Origin of the sequence: Streptomyces sp. NPDC055243 (assembly GCF_044544025.1) — a bacterium.
Classification (GTDB): Bacteria; Actinomycetota; Actinomycetes; order Streptomycetales; family Streptomycetaceae; genus Streptomyces.
Genome location: NZ_JBITWR010000012.1, coordinates 153,113 through 172,064, shown reverse-complemented (window position 1 = coordinate 172,064; position 18,952 = coordinate 153,113). Strand labels below are relative to the sequence as shown.

Annotated in this window: 15 protein-coding genes; 12 read left to right on the top strand and 3 right to left on the bottom strand. The window is 68.4% G+C overall.

Translation table 11 applies throughout. The annotated features are described in order from the left end of the window. Positions 1-108 precede the first annotated feature (108 nt). From metH to ACIGXX_RS31080, 4 genes are all read left to right on the top strand, one after another. On the top strand, positions 109-3,627 hold the full coding sequence (metH, locus tag ACIGXX_RS31095) for a methionine synthase (RefSeq protein WP_361463135.1): 3,519 nt from the start codon (positions 109-111) through the stop codon (positions 3,625-3,627). Positions 3,628-3,725: 98 nt separating this feature from the next. Then, positions 3,726-4,427, top strand: coding sequence for an HAD family phosphatase (locus ACIGXX_RS31090; RefSeq protein ID WP_351165000.1), 702 nt, complete (start codon positions 3,726-3,728; stop codon positions 4,425-4,427). Between the two features lie 321 nt (positions 4,428-4,748). Beyond that, positions 4,749-6,356 (top strand): ABC transporter substrate-binding protein, encoded by a 1,608-nt coding sequence (locus tag ACIGXX_RS31085; protein ID WP_361463139.1) that lies wholly within the window; start codon positions 4,749-4,751, stop codon positions 6,354-6,356. 72 nt (positions 6,357-6,428) lie between these two features. Further along, on the top strand, positions 6,429-8,015 hold the full coding sequence (locus ACIGXX_RS31080; protein WP_351164997.1) for an ABC transporter substrate-binding protein: 1,587 nt from the start codon (positions 6,429-6,431) through the stop codon (positions 8,013-8,015). A gap of 80 nt (positions 8,016-8,095) precedes the next feature. Here ACIGXX_RS31080 and ACIGXX_RS31075 read toward each other — a convergent pair whose 3' ends face one another. After that, positions 8,096-8,767, bottom strand: a complete 672-nt coding sequence (locus ACIGXX_RS31075; RefSeq protein ID WP_135332738.1) for a response regulator transcription factor — start codon at positions 8,765-8,767, stop codon at positions 8,096-8,098. Between the two features lie 14 nt (positions 8,768-8,781). Beyond that, positions 8,782-9,663, bottom strand: coding sequence for a RecB family exonuclease (locus ACIGXX_RS31070; protein ID WP_366464608.1), 882 nt, complete (start codon positions 9,661-9,663; stop codon positions 8,782-8,784). 128 nt (positions 9,664-9,791) lie between these two features. Between ACIGXX_RS31070 and ACIGXX_RS31065 the strand changes: the two genes are divergently transcribed. From ACIGXX_RS31065 to ACIGXX_RS31055, 3 genes are all read left to right on the top strand, one after another. Beyond that, positions 9,792-11,357 (top strand): site-2 protease family protein, encoded by a 1,566-nt coding sequence (locus ACIGXX_RS31065; RefSeq protein WP_399980525.1) that lies wholly within the window; start codon positions 9,792-9,794, stop codon positions 11,355-11,357. A gap of 47 nt (positions 11,358-11,404) precedes the next feature. Then, positions 11,405-12,316 carry a tRNA (adenine-N1)-methyltransferase gene (locus ACIGXX_RS31060; protein ID WP_351164993.1) on the top strand — a complete coding sequence of 304 codons (912 nt, stop codon included), beginning with the start codon at positions 11,405-11,407 and terminating at the stop codon, positions 12,314-12,316. Positions 12,317-12,530: 214 nt separating this feature from the next. Further along, complete coding sequence (locus ACIGXX_RS31055; RefSeq protein ID WP_399980521.1) at positions 12,531-13,115, top strand: hypothetical protein; 585 nt, start codon at positions 12,531-12,533, stop codon at positions 13,113-13,115. Between the two features lie 79 nt (positions 13,116-13,194). Here ACIGXX_RS31055 and ACIGXX_RS31050 read toward each other — a convergent pair whose 3' ends face one another. Beyond that, complete coding sequence (locus ACIGXX_RS31050) at positions 13,195-13,509, bottom strand: ferredoxin (protein ID WP_351164991.1); 315 nt, start codon at positions 13,507-13,509, stop codon at positions 13,195-13,197. Positions 13,510-13,763: 254 nt separating this feature from the next. Here ACIGXX_RS31050 and arc point away from each other — a divergent pair, with 254 nt between their 5' ends. The 5 genes from arc to prcB all read left to right on the top strand — a co-directional run bounded on the left by arc (position 13,764) and on the right by prcB (position 18,908). After that, the gene (arc, locus tag ACIGXX_RS31045; protein ID WP_351164990.1) at positions 13,764-15,530 is read left to right on the top strand and encodes a proteasome ATPase; all 1,767 of its coding nucleotides are present in this window, start codon (positions 13,764-13,766) and stop codon (positions 15,528-15,530) included. Positions 15,531-15,743: 213 nt separating this feature from the next. Next, a complete protein-coding gene (gene dop, locus ACIGXX_RS31040) occupies positions 15,744-17,255 on the top strand; it encodes a depupylase/deamidase Dop (RefSeq protein ID WP_351164988.1) in 1,512 nt (503 codons plus the stop codon). Positions 17,256-17,379: 124 nt separating this feature from the next. Then, positions 17,380-17,598 (top strand): ubiquitin-like protein Pup, encoded by a 219-nt coding sequence (locus ACIGXX_RS31035; protein ID WP_249590985.1) that lies wholly within the window; start codon positions 17,380-17,382, stop codon positions 17,596-17,598. A gap of 12 nt (positions 17,599-17,610) precedes the next feature. Beyond that, positions 17,611-18,111 carry an endonuclease VII domain-containing protein gene (locus tag ACIGXX_RS31030; protein ID WP_399980516.1) on the top strand — a complete coding sequence of 167 codons (501 nt, stop codon included), beginning with the start codon at positions 17,611-17,613 and terminating at the stop codon, positions 18,109-18,111. After that, complete coding sequence (gene prcB / locus ACIGXX_RS31025) at positions 18,063-18,908, top strand: proteasome subunit beta (protein WP_351164984.1); 846 nt, start codon at positions 18,063-18,065, stop codon at positions 18,906-18,908. The genes ACIGXX_RS31030 and prcB overlap by 49 nt, the downstream gene beginning before the upstream one ends. The last annotated feature ends 44 nt before the right edge of the window (positions 18,909-18,952 follow it).

Here is an 18,952-nt window from a genome sequence, read left to right as displayed (position 1 = left end):
GGCTCGTGAACACTCGCACGCTGTGGACCTTCGTCCCGCTACCCTGACCGAGTGCGCCTTCCACCGAAGCGCAAAGCCGACAGCCGTCGCACCTCAGGGAGCTCTTTCATGGCCTCGTTGCCTAACCCCTCGTCCGGTTCCTCGCAGGGAACCCGAGCCGATGCCCTCCGTGAAGCCCTAGCCACCCGGGTGGTGGTGGCCGACGGTGCGATGGGCACGATGCTCCAGGCACAGGACCCCACGCTCGAGGACTTCCAGAACCTCGAGGGCTGTAACGAGATCCTTAACGTGACCCGCCCGGACATCGTCCGCTCGGTCCACGAGGAGTACTTCGCGGTCGGGGTCGACTGCGTGGAGACGAACACGTTCGGCACGAACTTCGCGGCCCTGAGCGAGTACGACATCCCGGAGCGGAACTTCGAGCTCTCCGAGGCCGGTGCCCGCATCGCCCGCGAGGTGGCCGACGAGTTCACCGAGAAGACCGGTCAGCAGCGCTGGGTGCTCGGCTCGATGGGTCCGGGCACCAAGCTGCCGACCCTGGGCCACGCCCCGTACACGACGCTGCGCGACGCCTACCAGATCAACGCCGAAGGCATGATCGCCGGCGGCGCCGACGCCCTCCTGGTGGAGACCACCCAGGACCTGCTGCAGACCAAGTCCGCGATCCTGGGCGCCCGCCGCGCCCTGGAGGCCACCGGCACCAACCTGCCGCTGATCTGCTCGGTGACCGTGGAGACCACCGGCACGATGCTGCTCGGGTCGGAGATCGGCGCGGCGCTCACCGCGCTGGAGCCGCTGGGCATCGACATGATCGGCCTGAACTGCGCCACGGGCCCGGCCGAGATGAGCGAGCACCTGCGCTACCTGGCCCGCCACTCGCGCGTGCCGATCTCCTGCATGCCCAACGCGGGCCTGCCGGTCCTCGGCAAGAACGGCGCCCACTACCCGCTGACCGAGGCGGAGCTGGCCGACGCCCAGGAGACCTTCGTCCGTGAGTACGGCCTGTCCCTGGTCGGCGGCTGCTGCGGCACCACGCCCGAGCACCTGCGCCAGGTGGTGGAGCGGGTGCGCGGCGTGCAGACCACCCGCCGCGAGCCGCACCCCGAGCCGGGCGCCGCCTCGCTCTACCAGACCGTGCCGTTCCGCCAGGACACCGCCTACATGGCGATCGGCGAGCGGACGAACGCCAACGGCTCGAAGAAGTTCCGCGAGGCCATGCTGGAGGGCCGCTGGGACGACTGTGTGGAGATGGCCCGCGACCAGATCCGCGAGGGCGCCCACATGCTCGACCTGTGCGTCGACTACGTCGGCCGCGACGGCGTCGCGGACATGGCCGAGCTGGCCGGCCGGTTCGCCACCGCCTCCACCCTGCCGATCGTCCTGGACTCCACCGAACTGCCGGTCATCCAGGCCGGGTTGGAGAAGCTGGGCGGCCGTGCGGTCATCAACTCGGTCAACTACGAGGACGGGGACGGCCCCGAGTCCCGGTTCGCGAAGGTCACCGCCCTTGCCAAGGAGCACGGTGCCGCGCTGATCGCGCTGACCATCGACGAGGAGGGCCAGGCCCGCACCGTCGAGCACAAGGTGGCCATCGCCGAGCGCCTGATCGACGACCTGACCGGCAACTGGGGCATCCATGAGGCCGACATCCTCATCGACACCCTGACCTTCACCATCTGCACCGGCCAGGAGGAGTCCCGCAAGGACGGCATCGCCACCATCGAGGCGATCCGCGAGCTCAAGCGCCGCCACCCGGACGTGCAGACCACCCTGGGCCTGTCGAACATCTCCTTCGGCCTCAACCCGGCCGCCCGCGTCGTGCTGAACTCCGTCTTCCTGGACGAGTGCGTCAAGGCGGGCCTGGACTCGGCGATCGTGCACGCCTCCAAGATCCTGCCGATCGCGCGCCTGGACGAGGAGCAGGTCAAGGCGGCCCACGACCTGATCTACGACCGCCGCGCCGAGGGCTACGACCCCCTCCAGAAGCTCATGGAGCTGTTCGAGGGCGTCAACATGAAGTCGATGAAGGAGGGCAAGGCCGAGGAACTCCTGGCCCTCCCGCTGGACGAGCGTCTCCAGCGCCGCATCATCGACGGCGAGAAGAAGGGGCTGGAGGCCGACCTGGACGAGGCCCTTCAGACCCGCCCGGCGCTCGACATCGTCAACGACACCCTGCTCGAGGGCATGAAGGTCGTCGGCGAGCTCTTCGGGTCCGGCCAGATGCAGCTGCCGTTCGTGCTGCAGTCCGCCGAGGTGATGAAGACCGCGGTGGCCCACCTGGAGCCGCACATGGAGAAGTCGGACTCCGAGGGCAAGGGCACCATCGTCCTTGCCACCGTGCGCGGCGACGTCCACGACATCGGCAAGAACCTCGTCGACATCATCCTGTCCAACAACGGCTACAACGTGGTCAACCTCGGTATCAAGCAGCCGGTCGCCGCCATCCTGGACGCCGCGGCCGAGCACAGCGCCGACGTGATCGGCATGTCGGGCCTCCTGGTCAAGTCGACCGTGATCATGAAGGAGAACCTGGAGGAGCTCAACCAGCGCAAGATGGCCGCGGACTTCCCGGTGATCCTGGGCGGCGCGGCACTCACCCGGGCTTACGTCGAGCAGGACCTGCACGAGATCTACGAGGGCGAGGTCCGCTACGCCCGCGACGCGTTCGAGGGCCTGCGGCTGATGGACGCCCTCATCGCGGTCAAGCGCGGAGTCCCCGGCGCCACCCTCCCCGAGCTGAAGCAGCGCCGCGTGCCCAAGCGGGACACCCCCGTCGTGGAGGTCACCGAGGACGAGGGCCCCGCCCGCTCGGACACCTCCGTCGACAACCCCGTGCCCACCCCGCCGTTCTGGGGCACCCGCGTGGTCAAGGGCATCCAGCTCAAGGAGTACGCCTCCTGGCTGGACGAGGGCGCCCTGTTCAAGGGCCAGTGGGGCCTCAAGCAGGCCCGCAAGGGCGACGGGCCCACCTACGAGGAGCTCGTCGAGACCGAGGGACGCCCCCACCTGCGCGGCTGGCTGGACGAGCTGCACACCAAGAACATGCTGGAGGCGGCCGTCGTCTACGGCTACTTCCCCTGTGTCTCCAAGGGCGACGACCTGATCATCCTGGACGACCAGGGCAACGAGCGCACCCGCTTCTCCTTCCCGCGCCAGCGCCGTGGACGGCGCCTGTGCCTGGCGGACTTCTTCCGCCCGGAGGAGTCGGGGGAGACCGACGTGGTCGGCCTGCAGGTCGTCACCGTCGGCTCGAAGATCGGCGAGGCCACGGCCGAGCTGTTCGCCGCCGACTCCTACCGCGACTACCTCGAACTGCACGGCCTGTCCGTGCAGTTGGCCGAGGCGCTCGCCGAGTACTGGCACGCGCGTGTCCGCGCCGAGCTGGGCTTCGGGGGCGAGGACCCCGACGCCGTCGAGGACATGTTCGACCTGAAGTACCGCGGTGCGCGCTTCTCGCTCGGCTACGGCGCCTGCCCCGACCTGGAGGACCGCGCGAAGATCGCCGAGCTCCTGGAGCCGGAGCGGATCGGCGTGCAGCTCTCCGAGGAGTTCCAGCTCCACCCGGAGCAGTCCACGGACGCGATCGTCATCCACCACCCCGAGGCGAAATACTTCAACGCGCGCTAAGCGGTCAAGTCGTACACTTGTCGGTCCAGCGCAGGCCGGTTGTTCCCCCGTCAAAAGGGAGCAGCCGGCCTTCTCGTCCCTCATGGAGGTGTGCCCGGATGACCAGTACGGTTCCCGCGCTCGGTACCCGAACGGCCGAAGGCTCCGCCCTGCAGGCGGTGCTCCTCGACATGGACGGAACACTCGTGGACACCGAGGGGTTCTGGTGGGACGCGGAGGTCGAGGTCTTCGCCGCACTCGGACATACGCTCGACGAGGCCTGGCGTGACGTCGTCGTCGGCGGTCCCATGACGCGCAGCGCCGGCTTCCTCATCGCGTCCACCGGCGCCGACATCACGGTCCCCGAGCTGACCGTGCTGCTCAACGACGGCTTCGAGAACCGCATCGGCCGCGCCCTGCCGCTGATGCCGGGCGCCGCCAGGCTGCTGGCCGAACTCGCGGCGCACGAGGTGCCGATGGCACTGGTCTCCGCGTCGCACCGGCGCATCATCGACCGGGTGCTCGAGTCGATCGGGGCCCACCACTTCGCGCTCACGGTCGCGGGCGACGAGGTGACCCGGACCAAGCCGCACCCCGACCCGTACCTCCTCGCGGCGGCCGGGGTCGGCGCGGAACCGGCCAGATGTGCCGTCATCGAGGACACCGCGACCGGCGTCGCGGCGGCCGAGGCCGCGGGCTGCCGGGTCGTGGCCGTACCCTCCGTCGCGCCCATCGCCGCGGCGTCCGGCAGGACCGTCGTCCCGTCCCTCGAACACGTCAACCTGCCCTTCCTGCACGGCCTGATGGCTGAAAAGCGCTGAACAGTTGAAGATGTGACCTTTCCCACTTCATAGGGGGTCGACAGTCGGTCACGGCTGTGCCGGGCCTCCGATTTGGGTGAGTTGTGGAGTGGCGTTGTGTCCCGATTGAGGGGAACCTGACGAAACCTTCCCGTGTCGGGTTATCGGTGCGTCCGCGCCCGGTTTCGCTGCGTGATTGAGGGTCAACTCCGGTACCTTCCGGCCCTCCTGGTGGTGCGGACTAATGTCGTCGCGAGAACATCGCCCTGCCCCCACGGACCGACTTCCCCCACCCCTCGTTGCCGGTCCGGACGGGACCAACAGCTCTGGAGAACGACGAGCATGAACCGTAAGACTTTGGTGCTGCCGGCCGTCATAGGTCTGCTCGCTCCCGCGCTCGCGGCGTGCGGCGGGGCGGGCGACGGCGGGGGAGGCGACGCGATCACCGTCGGCACCACGGACCGGTTCTCCACCTCACCCGAGATCCCGGCCCCCTTCGACCCGGCGTACGCCTATGACGCGGGTTCCTGGAACGTCGTGCGCCAGACGGTCCAGACGCTGATGGCCGCTCCGCGCGGCGGCGGCGAGCCGGAGCCCGACGCCGCCGAGAGATGCGGCTTCACCGACACCGGCAACGAGCGCTACGAGTGCACGCTGCGCAAGGGCCTGACGTTCGCCGACGGCGAGCCGCTGACCGCCACCGATGTGAAGTTCTCCATCGAGCGGGTGCGGGACATCAAGATCAAGGACCCCAGCGGCTCCGCCGGCATGGTGTCCAACGTCGACGCGATCGAGACCAAGGGGGACCGGGGCGTCGTCTTCCACCTCAAGAGCCCCGACGCGACGTTCCCGTACAAGCTGGCCACGCCCATCGCGGGCATCATCAGCTCGGACCACTACGCCAAGAACAAGCTGCGCGACGGCTTCGACCTGGACGGCTCGGGCCCCTACACGGCCAAGCAAGAGGTCGAGGGCAACGACCTCGTCAAGACGGTGTTCTCCAAGAACCCCAACTACAAGGGCGTGTTGAAGCCCAAGAGCGACAAGATCGAGATGCGCACCTACGAGTCCGCCGACGCCATGGGCGAGGCACTCAAGAGCGGCGACCTCGACATGATGACGCGCACCATGTCGCCCGAGCAGATCAAGCAGCTCGACGCGGACCCGGGCAACAACATCGAGCTGGTCGAGACGCCCGGCCTGGAGATCCGCTACCTCGGCTTCAACACGGACGCCACCACCGTCAAGTCCAAGGCGGTCCGTCAGGCGATGGCGCAGCTCATCGACCGCGGCGCCCTCGCGTCCGGCGTCTACGGCGACGCGGCCGAGCCGCTCTACTCCCTGGTGCCGGCCACGATCACGGGCCACACCAACTCGTTCTTCAACCAGTACGGCAACCCGAGCACGGCCAAGGCCCGAACCGTGCTCCAGAAGGCCGACATCAGCACCCCGGTGAAGCTCACCCTGCACTACACGACGGACCACTACGGCCCGGGCACCAAGAAGGAGTTCCAGGTCCTGCAGAAGCAGCTCAACGCGAGCGGCCTGTTCGACGTGTCCATCAAGGGCACCGACTGGAACACCTTCCGCCCCGCCGAGCAGAAGGGCGCGTACGACGTCTACGGGATGGGCTGGTTCCCCGACTTCCCCGACGCCGACAACTTCCTCACGCCGTTCCTGGACAAGGACAACATCCTCGGCTCGCCGTACGTGAACAGCACCATCAACGACGAGCTGCTCCCGCACTCGCGCCGTGAGGCGGACCGGCTCACCGCCTCCAAGAGCATCAAGAAGATCCAGGACATCGTCGCCGAGGACGTGCCGGTGCTTCCCCTCTGGCAGGGCAAGCAGTACATCGCCGCCCGCGACGACATCACGGGTGTCGAGTGGGCCCTCAACTCCTCCTCGAACCTGCAGCTGTGGGAGCTCGGCCGCGGTGTGAGCGGCTGACCTCCGCGCACACCGGCACACGGAACCGCCGGGCTTCGCTCCACCGATGGACAACAACGACAAGGCACGTTCGTGAAATTGCGTAACCAGTGGCTGGCCCTTCCCCTCACGGGAGGGCTGGCCGCCGCCCTGCTGACCGGCTGCGGTACGGAGACGGGCGGAGCGGGGGAGGACGGCGACTCGGTGGTGATGGGGATGTCGGACGACGTCCTGGCCACCGACCCGGCGTCCGGCTACGACCCCGGGTCGTGGCTCCTGTTCAACAACGTCTTCCAGTCCCTGATGAGCTTCCCGAACGGGGCCACGGAGCCGGAGCCCGAGGCCGCCAAGGAGTGCGGCTTCACGGACACGGAGACCAAGGTCTTCTCGTGCACGCTGCGCGACGGACTGAAGTTCAGCAACGGCAACGCGCTGACCTCGAAGGACGTCAAGTTCTCCTTCGACCGCATGATGAAGATCAACGACGAGGCCGGCCCGGCGATCATGTTCCCGATGCTCGACAGCGTCGAGACGCCGAACTCCAAGAAGGTCGTCTTCAAGCTCAAGTACGCCGACGCGACCTTCCCCAGCAAGATCGCCTCCGGCGCCGGTTCCATCGTCGACCACGCGTCGTACGACATGGACGGCCTGCGCGGGGACGGCGAGGCCACGGGTTCGGGACCGTACAAGCTCGACTCCTTCGGCAAGGAGCAGGCGGTGTTCTCGGTCAACCCCGACTACAAGGGCACCGCCAAGGTGAAGAACAAGGGCGTCACCCTCAAGTTCTTCCACGACGACCAGAAGGGCCTGAAGAAGGCGCTCCTGGACGACCAGATCGACATCGCCTACCGAGGCCTCGCCGCCAACGACATCGCGGACATCGAGCAGGACACCTCCGACAAGAGCCAGAACATCGACGTCGTCGAGGGCACGAGCGCCGAGGTGCAGCACCTGGTCTTCAACATGAAGGACCCGGTCGCCGGCAAGCTGGGCGTCCGCAAGGCCATGGCGTACCTGCTCGACCGGGACGCCCTGGTCAAGGACGTCTACCGGGACACGGCCACGCCGCTGTACTCGATCGTCCCGGCCGGGATCGGCGGCCACAACACCGCCTTCTTCGACACCTACGGCGCCCGCCCGCAGCGCTCCAAGGCCGCCGCCGCCCTGCGTGAGGAGGGCCTGAGCGGCAAGGTCAAGCTCACGCTCTGGTCCACGCCCTCGCGCTACGGCCCCGCGACCGACCAGGAGCTGAGGGCGATCGCCAAGCAGCTCAACGCGAGCGGCCTCTTCGACGCCGACGTGAAGTCGATCGAATTCGGCCAGTACGAGCGGGACATCAAGTCCGGCAAGTACGGCGTCTACGTCAAGGGCTGGGTGCCGGACTACCCGGACCCCGACAACTTCACGCAGCCGTTCTTCGGCAAGGGCAACGTCCTCGACAACAGCTACCGGAACAGCGAGATCACCGGGAAGATCATCCCCGGCACCGCGGGCGAGACCGACCGCACCAGGACCGACGAGGACTACGCGAAGCTCCAGGACATCGTCGCCGACGAGCTGCCGATCCTGCCGGTGTGGCAGGCCAAGCAGTACGCCGTCATCTCCGACGACGTGTACGGCGTGGAGTCGTGCCTCGACGCGTCGACCGTGTTCCGCTTCTGGGAGCTCAGCAAGGCCTGATCCCACGGACAACCGAAGGTGGCCGCCCCTTTGAGGGACGGCCACCTTCGTCGTTCTTCCGGCTGCGCCGGCACTGCCTCCTACTGGGCGCCCGGCCGCACCAGACCGCTCTCGTACGCGTACACGGCCGCCTGCACCCGGTCGCGCAGCCCCAACTTCGTGAGCACATGGCCCACGTGCGTCTTGACCGTCGTCTCGCTCACGAACAGGTCCGCCGCGATCTCCGCGTTCGACAGGCCGCGCGCCACCAGCTTGAGCACCTCGACCTCCCGCTCGGTGAGCGTGTGCAGGGTGTCCGGCACCGGCTCGTCGCCCGAGGGCAGATGCCCCGCGTACTTGTCGAGGAGCCTGCGTGTGATGCTCGGCGCGAGCATCGCCTCGCCCGACGCGACCACGCGGATCGCCTGCACCAGTTCGTTCGCCGGGGCGTCCTTGAGCAGGAAGCCGCTGGCACCGGCGCGCAGCGCCTCCACCACGTACTCGTCGAGGTCGAAGGTGGTCAGGACCAGGACCTTCGCAGGACCGTCCCGGCCAGGACCGGTGATCTGCCGGGTCGCCTCGACGCCGTCCATCCGCGGCATGCGGATGTCCATCAGGACCACATCCGGCTGCAGCGCCCGCACCTGGTCGAGAGCCTGCAGGCCGTCTCCGGCCTCGCCGACGACCGCGACGTCCTGCTCGGCCTCCAGAATCATCCGGAACCCCGTGCGCAGCAGTGGCTGGTCGTCGACCAGTAGGACACGGATCGCCACGTAACTCTCCTTCGCTAGCCCGGGGCCATTCTGCCCTGCGTGCCCTCTTCGGACTCGGGCACCCTCACCGCAAGGGGGTACGGCGGGGGAGTCCCGCCGAATTCCGGACATACGGCCTGGTGGTCGCACCAGCCGCAGAGCTTCGTCGGCCGCGGCCGCCACTCACCCGTCTCGGTGGCGAGCGTGATCGCCTCCCACAGCGCGTGCAGCTTCCGCTCGACCTGCTGGAGGTCCTCGATCCTGGGGTCGTACGTGATGACGTCCCCGCTGCCCAGATAGACGAGCTGGAGGCGGCGCGGGACCACGCCCTTCAGGCGCCACACCACCAGGGCGTAGAACTTCATCTGGAAGAGCGCGCCCTCGGAGTACTCGGGGCGGGGGGCCTTGCCCGTCTTGTAGTCGACGATCCGCACCTCGCCGGTGGGCGCCACGTCCACGCGGTCGATGATGCCGCGCAGCTTCAGGCCCGACTCCAGCTCCGCCTGCACGAACAGCTCCCGCTCGGCGGGCTCCAGGCGTGTGGGGTCCTCCAGGGTGAACCACCGCTCGACCAGCTTCTCCGCGTCCGCCAGCCAGCGCGTGAGCCGCTCACCGTGCTCGTCGTCGGCGAACAGCTCCGTCAGCTCCGGCTTGGCCTCGCGCAGGCGGTCCCACTGGCCCGGGATCAGGGCCTTGGCACGCGGCGCGGTCCGCTCGCCCGCGGGCGCGTCGAAGAGCCGCTCCAGGACGGCGTGCACCAGCGTGCCGCGGGTCGCCGCCTCGCTCGGCTTCTCCGGCAGCTTGTCGATCACCCGGAACCGGTAGAGCAGCGGGCACTGCATGAAGTCGCTGGCGCGCGACGGCGACAGGGACGCCGGACGCACGGCCGTCACGCCACCGTCGGTGCTTGTTTCCATGAGGACAGACCCTACGACCCGCCACCGACAACGGCCGCATACCATCGACGACAGACCCTCTCGCCCTGCATGATCGTGCGTGTACCGCGCCGGACAGGGGCGAGGGACGCTTCGAACGAGGGGACATCGTGGACGAGAGCGGCGGGAGCGGCAGGCCGCGGTCCGACGGGACGGACGGCCGACGGCCGAATGCCCCAGAAGACACCGGCCACCCGGAGTCGCCACGTCCGGTGGACACGGCGGACTCGGCGAGGCCCGCGCAGGGCGGTTCCGAGGGCGCGAAGGGCGCCGAGGGCACGTCCGGCACTTCCGGCACGTCCGGCACTTCCGGCCCCTCCGGCACGGACAGCGCCGACGACACCGTCCGGCCCCAGGCCCCCGAGGAGGCCCCGCGGCCCGCGGGCGAACCCCCGCGGCCCGGCGACCGCCTCACGAAGGCTCCGCGGGACACGCCCGAGAAGACCCCGCAGGACACGCACCCCGAGTACGCGCACGCCAGCCACGGCCCCGCCCCGAAGGCGACCCCGCCCAAGGGCCAGAAGGGCCCCGGGGGAGGGCTGCTCATGGGGCGGCCGTTCGGCGTGCCGGTGTACGTGGCGCCCAGCTGGTTCCTCGTCGCCGCCCTCATCACCTGGGTCTTCGGCGGCCAGCTCGACCGCGTCCTGCCCGAACTGGGCAACGCCCGCTACCTGGTCTCCCTCTTCTTCGCCGTCGCCTTCTACGCCTCCGTGCTCGTCCACGAGCTGGCCCACACGGTCGCCGCCCTGCGCTTCAAGCTGCCGGTGCGCCGCATCCAGCTGCAGTTCTTCGGCGGCGTCTCGGAGATCGAGAAGGAGTCCGAGACACCGGGACGCGAGTTCATCCTCGCCTTCGTCGGGCCGCTGCTCTCCCTCGTCCTCGCGGGCGTCTTCTACGCGGGCATGAAAGCCGTCGAGCCCGGCACCGTGCCCGGCGTCCTGCTCGCCGGGCTGATGATCTCGAACCTCATCGTCGCCGCCTTCAACCTCCTGCCGGGCCTGCCCCTGGACGGCGGCCGCATGCTCCGCGCCGTCGTCTGGAAGATCACCGGCAAGCCCATGAGCGGCACGGTCGCCGCCGCCTGGGTCGGCCGCGCGCTCGCCATCTCCGTCCTGATCGGCCTGCCGATCCTCAACCAGTCCGGCGCGCTGGGCGGCGAGACCCAGGACATCGGCGGCATGGACACCGTCACCGACGCCCTGCTCGCCGCGATCCTCGCCGCGATCATCTGGACCGGCGCGGGCAACAGCCTGCGCATGGCCCGCCTCCGCGAGCACCTGCCCGAACTCCGCGCCCGCGCCCTGACCCGCCGCGCCGTCCCCGTGGAGAGCCACACCCCGCTCTCCGAGGCGCTGCGCCGCGCCAACGACGCCGGAGCCCGCGCCCTCGTCGTGGTCGACGCCGACGGCGACCCGATGTCGGTGGTCCGCGAGGCGGCCATCGTCGGCGTGCCCGAGCACCGCCGCCCCTGGGTCACCGTCAGCGGCCTGGCCCAGGACATCACCGAAGGCATGCGGATCTCCGCCGAGCTCGCCGGCGAGGAGCTCCTGGACACCCTGCGGGCGACGCCCGCCACGGAGTACCTCGTGGTCGAGGCCTCAGGCGAGATCTACGGAGTGCTCTCCGCCACCGATGTGGAGCGCGCCTTCGTCAAGGCGATGGCCCGCCCCAGCTGACGCCCACCCTGGTCCACGGCCCGCGCGGGGGCCGGTAGGCTGGTCACATGTCCGAACCGACCGGTGCCGCCCGCCGACGCGGGCCCTTCAAGGTCGGGGACCAGGTACAGCTCACCGACCCCAAGGGCCGCCACTACACGTTCACGCTCGAGGCCGGGAAGAACTTCCACACCCACAAGGGTTCCTTCCCCCACGACGAGCTGATCGGTGCTCCCGAGGGCAGCGTTGTCCGCACCACGGGAAACGTCGCCTACCTCGCGCTGCGCCCCCTGCTCCCCGACTACGTCCTGTCCATGCCCCGCGGCGCCGCCGTGGTCTACCCCAAGGACGCGGGGCAGATCCTGGCCTTCGCGGACATCTTCCCCGGCGCCCGCGTCGTCGAGGCGGGTGTGGGCTCCGGCTCGCTCAGCAGCTTCCTCCTGCGCGCCATCGGCGACGAGGGGATGCTGCACTCGTACGAGCGCCGCGAGGACTTCGCCGAGATCGCCCAGCAGAACGTGGAGCGCTACTTCGGCGCCCCGCACCCCGCCTGGCAGCTCACCGTCGGCGACCTCCAGGACAACCTGAGCGACACCGAGGTCGACCGCGTCATCCTCGACATGCTCGCTCCCTGGGAGTGCCTGGACGTCGTCTCCAAGGCGCTCGTCCCCGGCGGCATCCTCTGCTGCTACGTCGCGACCACCACCCAGCTCGCCAGGACCGTCGAGTCCATCCGCGAGATCGGCGGCTTCAACGAGCCGACCGCCTGGGAATCGATGATCCGCAACTGGCACGTCGAGGGCCTCGCCGTCCGCCCCGACCACCGCATGATCGGCCACACCGGCTTCCTGCTCACCGCCCGCCGCCTCGCGGACGGCGTCGAGCCGCCCATGCGCCGCCGCCGCCCCTCCAAGGGCGCCTACGGCGAGGACTACACCGGCCCGAACGCCGGCGGCGGCACGCCCCGCGCTGAGGACTGACGGCTCCGACCGCGCAGGCATCCGCGTCCACCCGCTGAACGCACAGGCGCCGCCGCCGAGTTCCCCCTTCGACCGGGGAACTCGGCGGCGGCGCCTTTCCGTTCACAAAAGCCGAGCGACCCGGCGTCGACCCCGGTGTTCCGCCGCACTGTGAGGTATGGCACGATGCTGGCCACCTCCCCCACCGGCACAGCCCTCACAGGAGACACTCCTCGTGCAGCACCCCGCCGTCCCGGAACTGGCACACACCACCACCCGCCCCATCCACTGGCTGGCCACCGCGGCCGCGCTCGCCGCCGTCGTCGCGGGCTCCGCCTTCCTCCAGCCCGACCCCGCGAACGCCGCCCAGCCGGGCTCCGAGCCCTCCAGCAAGACGGCGGCGGCCCCCGCTCCCGTACAGGCCCCGGATCCGGCCACCGTCACGTACCCCATCGCCTGCGGCAGCGTGAAACCCGTCGTCAAGAAGAAGGCCACCGGGGACCTCGACGGGGACGGCAGACCCGAGACCGTCGCCGTGGTGCACTGCGCCGCCGGATTGGGCACACCGCCCGACGGCGTGTACGTGGTCACGCGCGCCACGGAGGGCAAGCCCCGGGTCGTCGCCACCCTCGTCGACCCGAAGGACCGCCAGAACGTCAGCGACTTCGCGGTACGTGACGGCGTGATCACGGCCACGCTCCTCGGCTACTCGTCACCGAACGTGCCCAGCTGCTGCCCGGACATCGAGGACGAGGCCAAGTGGCAATGGAAGGACGGCACGTTCGCACGGTCCACCCCGGCCGGGGCGCACAGCGTGTGACCGTCACGACACGAAGAAGGGCCTGTGTGCGCCGTCCAGCGGCGGGCACAGGCCCTTCTTCGTCGACGAGTTAGCGCTCTCAGGCCGCGTCGGGGCCGTAGACCTCCACGCTGTCCGAAACGCGACGCACGTGGATGCAGTCGCCGGGGCACTCCTTGGCCGAGTCCGCGACGTCGCGCAGAAGCTGCGACGGTACGGGCGTTGTGGCGCCCGGCGTCTGCAGGAGCTCGTCGTCCCCGCTCTTCACATAGGCCAGACCATCGATGTCCAGCTCGAAGACCTCGGGCGCGTACTGCGCGCAGATGCCGTCTCCGGTACAGAGGTCCTGGTCGATCCAGACCTCCAGGAGATCGCGGCCCTCGGGGTCGGCCCCAGCCTCGTTCTGCACGGTCATTTCTCCTGCCGATCGCTGCGTCGAGCGAACCGACTCAAGCGCAAGTCGGGCCAGCCCTGACGGGTGTTGAACACTTCGACGATACAACCGCCCGCTTTCCGATGTTGTTGGGTGGGTATTCACCTGGTGTGAGGGAGAGCGCAAGGGTGAAGATCGGACACACCTCGACCGTCTTTGTGATCTAGGGGTTTCAATCGACACCCACCCAGGTAGGGTCTGGAAGCGTCCAGCTCCCCTTGGAGGAGGTGAGGACCGTGGCAGCCCACGACGACGACATCAACCGCGGCATCCGGCCGGGGCGAGGGTCTGATGACCCCGCCGGTCAGGTTGCCTATCTCGAGCAGGAAATCGCCGTCCTGCGACGCAAGCTCGCCGACTCTCCGCGGCATACGAGAATTCTCGAAGAGCGGATCGTCGAGCTGCAGACCAATCTGGCCGGCGTGTCCGCCCAGAACGAGCGGCTCGCCAACACGCTCCGTGAGGCCCGCGACCAGATCGTGGCCCTCAAGGAGGAAGTCGACCGGCTCGCGCAGCCGCCGGCCGGCTTCGGAGTCTTCCTCGTGGCGAACGAGGACGGCACGGCGGACATCTTCACCGGGGGCCGCAAGCTCCGGGTGAACGTCAGCCCCAGCGTGGAGCTCGAAGAGCTCAGGCGCGGCCAGGAAGTCATGCTCAACGAAGCGCTCAACGTGGTCGAGGCCATGGAGTACGAGAGCGTCGGCGACATCGTCACCCTCAAGGAGATCCTCGAGGACGGCGAGAGGGCCCTGGTGGTCGGGCACACCGACGAGGAGCGGGTGGTCCGGCTCGCCGAACCACTCCTCGACGTCACCATCCGCCCCGGCGACGCACTCCTGCTCGAACCCCGCTCCGGCTACGTGTACGAAGTGGTTCCCAAGAGCGAGGTCGAAGAGCTCGTCCTCGAAGAGGTGCCGGACATCGGCTACGAGCAGATCGGCGGTCTGGGCAACCAGATCGAGCTGATCCGCGACGCGGTCGAGCTCCCCTACCTCTACCCGGACCTCTTCAGGGAGCACGAACTGCGGCCGCCCAAGGGCGTCCTGCTGTACGGGCCCCCCGGCTGCGGCAAGACACTGATCGCCAAGGCCGTCGCCAACTCGCTTGCCAAGAAGGTCGCCGAGGTGACCGGGGCGGCCCAGGGGAAGAGCTTCTTCCTCAATATCAAGGGCCCCGAACTCCTCAACAAGTACGTCGGCGAGACCGAGCGTCACATCCGCCTGGTCTTCCAGCGTGCGAGGGAGAAGGCGAGCGAGGGCACCCCCGTCATCGTCTTCTTCGACGAGATGGAATCCCTCTTCCGCACCCGCGGATCCGGAGTCAGCTCGGACGTGGAGAACACCATCGTCCCCCAGCTGCTCGCCGAGATCGACGGCGTGGAAGGCCTGGAGAACGTCATCGTCATCGGTGCCTCCAACCGTGAGGACATGATCGACCCGGCGATCCTGCGGCCAGGACGACTCGACGTAAAGATCAAGATCGAGCGCCCGGACGCCCAGGCGGCGAAGGACATCTTCGCCAAGTACCTCACCGAGCGGCTCCCGCTGCACGCGGACGACCTCGCCGAGCACAGCGCCGACCGGCGCACCACTGTGGACGGCATGATCCAGTCGGTCGTGGAGCAGATGTACGCGGAGTCCGAGGAGAACCGCTTCCTCGAGGTGACGTACGCCAACGGCGACAAGGAAGTCCTGTACTTCAAGGACTTCAACTCCGGCGCCATGATCGAGAACATCGTCGGACGCGCCAAGAAGATGGCCATCAAGGCCTTCCTCGACGCCAACCAGAAGGGCATCAGGGTCTCTCACCTCCTCCAGGCTTGCATCGACGAGTTCAAGGAGAACGAGGACCTGCCCAACACCACGAACCCGGACGACTGGGCCCGCATCTCCGGCAAGAAGGGCGAACGGATCGTCTACATCCGTACGCTCGTCACCGGAAAGCAGGGCGCGGACACCGGACGCTCCATCGACACGGTGGCGAACACCGGTCAGTACCTGTAGAAGACAGGGCGGCTGCGGGTGTCCTTCGTGGGTACCCGCAGCTGTCTGTTTTTCAATGAAGGCAATGATCTCCCCACCAGCGCAAAGGCGCTCTAGGCTCTTCGGTACCGCCGAGTCGCGCAGTGCGGGGACGGGCACCGCACACGCACCGGAGAACCAGCGGTACTTGAGCGCCGCACCCGAATGGGAGCGCCGCCGGGCAAGGAGGGCCGCATGACCGTACGGCGAGTAATGGGCATCGAGACGGAGTACGGCATCTCCGTCCCCGGCCACCCGAACGCCAATGCCATGCTCACCTCGTCCCAGATCGTCAACGCCTACGCCGCGGCGATGCACCGGGCGCGACGCGCCCGCTGGGACTTCGAGGAGGAGAACCCCCTGCGGGACGCACGGGGCTTCGACCTCGCCCGTGAGACAGCCGATGCCAGTCAGCTCACCGACGAGGACATCGGCCTCGCCAACGTGATCCTCACCAATGGGGCGCGCCTCTACGTGGACCACGCACACCCCGAGTACAGCTCACCCGAGGTCACCAACCCCTGGGACGCCGTCCTGTGGGACAAGGCGGGCGAACGCATCATGGCGGAGGCGGCCGAACGCGCCGCGCAGCTGCCCGGCGCCCAGCCGATCCACCTCTACAAGAACAACACCGACAACAAGGGCGCCTCGTACGGCACGCACGAGAACTACCTGATGAAGCGGGAGACCCCCTTCTCGGACATCGTGCGCCACCTGACGCCGTTCTTCGTGTCCCGCCAGGTCATCACCGGCGCCGGCCGCGTCGGCATCGGCCAGGACGGCCACGAGCACGGCTTCCAGCTCAGCCAGCGCGCCGACTACTTCGAGGTCGAGGTGGGCCTGGAGACCACCCTCAAGCGGCCCATCATCAACACCCGGGACGAGCCGCACTCGGACGCCGAGAAGTACCGCCGCCTGCACGTGATCATCGGCGACGCGAACCTCTCCGAGATCTCGACGTATCTGAAGCTGGGCACCACGTCCCTGGTCCTCGCTATGATCGAGGACGGCTTCATCGCGGTGGATCTCGCCATCGACCAGCCCGTGCGCACCCTGCACCAGGTCTCGCACGACCCGACGCTCAAGCGCCTGATCACGCTCCGCAGCGGTCGCACACTCACCGCTGTCCAGCTCCAGATGGAGTACTTCGAGCTGGCCCGCAAGTACGTGGAGGAGCGGTACGGCTCCGAGGCCGACGAACAGACCAAGGACGTCCTCGCCCGCTGGGAAGACGTCCTGGGCCGCCTGGAGAGCGATCCGATGAGCCTCTCCGGGGAGCTCGACTGGGTCGCCAAGCGGGAGCTCATGGAGGGCTACCGCCGCCGTGACAGCCTCGACTGGGACGCGGCGCGGCTGCACCTGGTCGACCTCCAGTACGCGGACGTACGGCCCGACAAGGGCCTCTACAACCGTCTGGTGGCCCGCGGCAAGATGAAGCGGCTCCTGGAGGAGCCACAGGTCGAGCGCGCCCAGACCAAGCCGCCGGAGGACACCCGCGCGTACTTCCGCGGCCGGTGCCTGGAGCAGTACGCGGACGACGTGGCCGCGGCCTCGTGGGATTCGGTCATCTTCGACCTGCCGGGCCGCGACTCGCTCCAGCGGGTGCCCACACTGGAACCGCTGCGCGGCACGCGGAACCACGTGAAGGAGCTCCTGGACCGCTGCCGCACGGCAGAGGACCTGGTTCGGGTGCTCTCCGGAGGCTGAAAGGCCCGGCGTGTGGGAATCATCGAGGTGGTCCCCGGACGTTGCAGTAACTACGGGGCCGATGTCAGACCTGGCTTATAGGGTCTGATCAAGTGCATCGCACCTAACGAGCGGGGTGAGGTAGATGGCGACCAAGGACACCGGCGGCGGACAGCAGAAGGCGACGCGTTCCACCGAGGAGGTCGAGGAGCAGACAGAGGAAGCGCAGGGCTCCGAGGACCTCAAGGAGCGCCAGGAGAAGTTGAGCGACGACGTGGACTCCGTCCTCGACGAAATCGATGATGTGCTCGAAGAGAACGCCGAGGATTTCGTTCGAAGCTTCGTGCAAAAGGGTGGACAGTAGGGCAGACCGGAGATGAAGTCGGATGGCTCCCAGCGGTGCTCCCGACGTCGGCAGACTCGGGAGCATGCGGCGTTCGCCAGCGACAAGTCGATGCCGGATGGCCTCCGGGCTTACTGCAGGGAGTGCTCTGCTAAGTACTACCGGCAGCGCCAGGAAGCCAAAGGGAAGAGCAGCGCGGCTGACGGCTTGGCGAGTCGCTGCAAGGCCTGCAAAGCGGCAGCGGGTCCTGAGGGGCACCTGCGGCGTGAGTACGGCATCTCCGTGGCCGAGCGAGATGAGTTGATCGCCGCTCAGAAGGGCGTTTGTTGCATCTGCTTGGCTGCTCCGGCGGTACATGTGGATCACTGTCACGAGACGGGTAAGGTCCGTGGCGTACTGTGCTTCAACTGCAACGCTGGCCTTGGCCTGTTGAGGGAAAACACAGACGCAATGCACCGAGCCGCTGCCTACCTGGAAGGAAACCCGTGGAAGCCAACACTCGTAGCACCGGGCGTCTACCAGCTGCCTTCCTGACGCCTGGTTCTTCGTCCTTCATGGACTTTCTGTCCGAGCATCAGCCCGCGATCCTGCCCGGCAACCGGCAGTTGCCGCCCACGCAGGGCGTGATCGAGGCGCCGCACGGCACGACGATCGTGGCGACGACGTTCCCCGGCGGCGTGGTGCTCGCCGGTGACCGGCGGGCCACCATGGGCAACGTCATCGCGCAGCGCGACATCGAGAAGGTCTTCCCGGCCGACGAGTACTCGGCCGTCGGCATCGCCGGCACCGCCGGTCTCGCCGTGGAGATGGTCAAGCTCTTCCAGCTGGAGCTCGAGCACTTCGAGAAGGTCGAGGGCGCCACGCTCTCCCTGGAGGGCAAGGCCAATCGTCTCTCCACGATGATCCGGTCGAACCTGGGAATGGCCATGCAGGGCCTGGCCGTCGTCCCGCTCTTCGCGGGGTACGACGTGGACCGCGAGAAGGGGCGCATCTTCAGTTACGACGTCACGGGCGGCCGTTCCGAGGAGCACGGCTTCGCGGCCACCGGCTCCGGTTCGGTCTTCGCGCGTGGTGCGATGAAGAAGCTCTACCGCAACGACCTCTCGGAACAGGAAGCGACGACGCTCGTCGTGCAGGCGTTGTACGACGCGGCGGACGACGACTCGGCGACGGGTGGTCCGGACGTCGCCCGTCGGATCTATCCGATCGTCACCGTGATCTCCGACGAGGGGTTCCGGCGACTGGGGGACGAGGAGTCGTCCGAGATCGCCCGCTCGATCCTCGAGCGGCGCCTGGAGCAGCCCGACGGTCCGCGGGCCTCGCTGCTCTGATCGATCCGTATTCGCCACTGACTGAGTCACTGACAGAAAGGGAC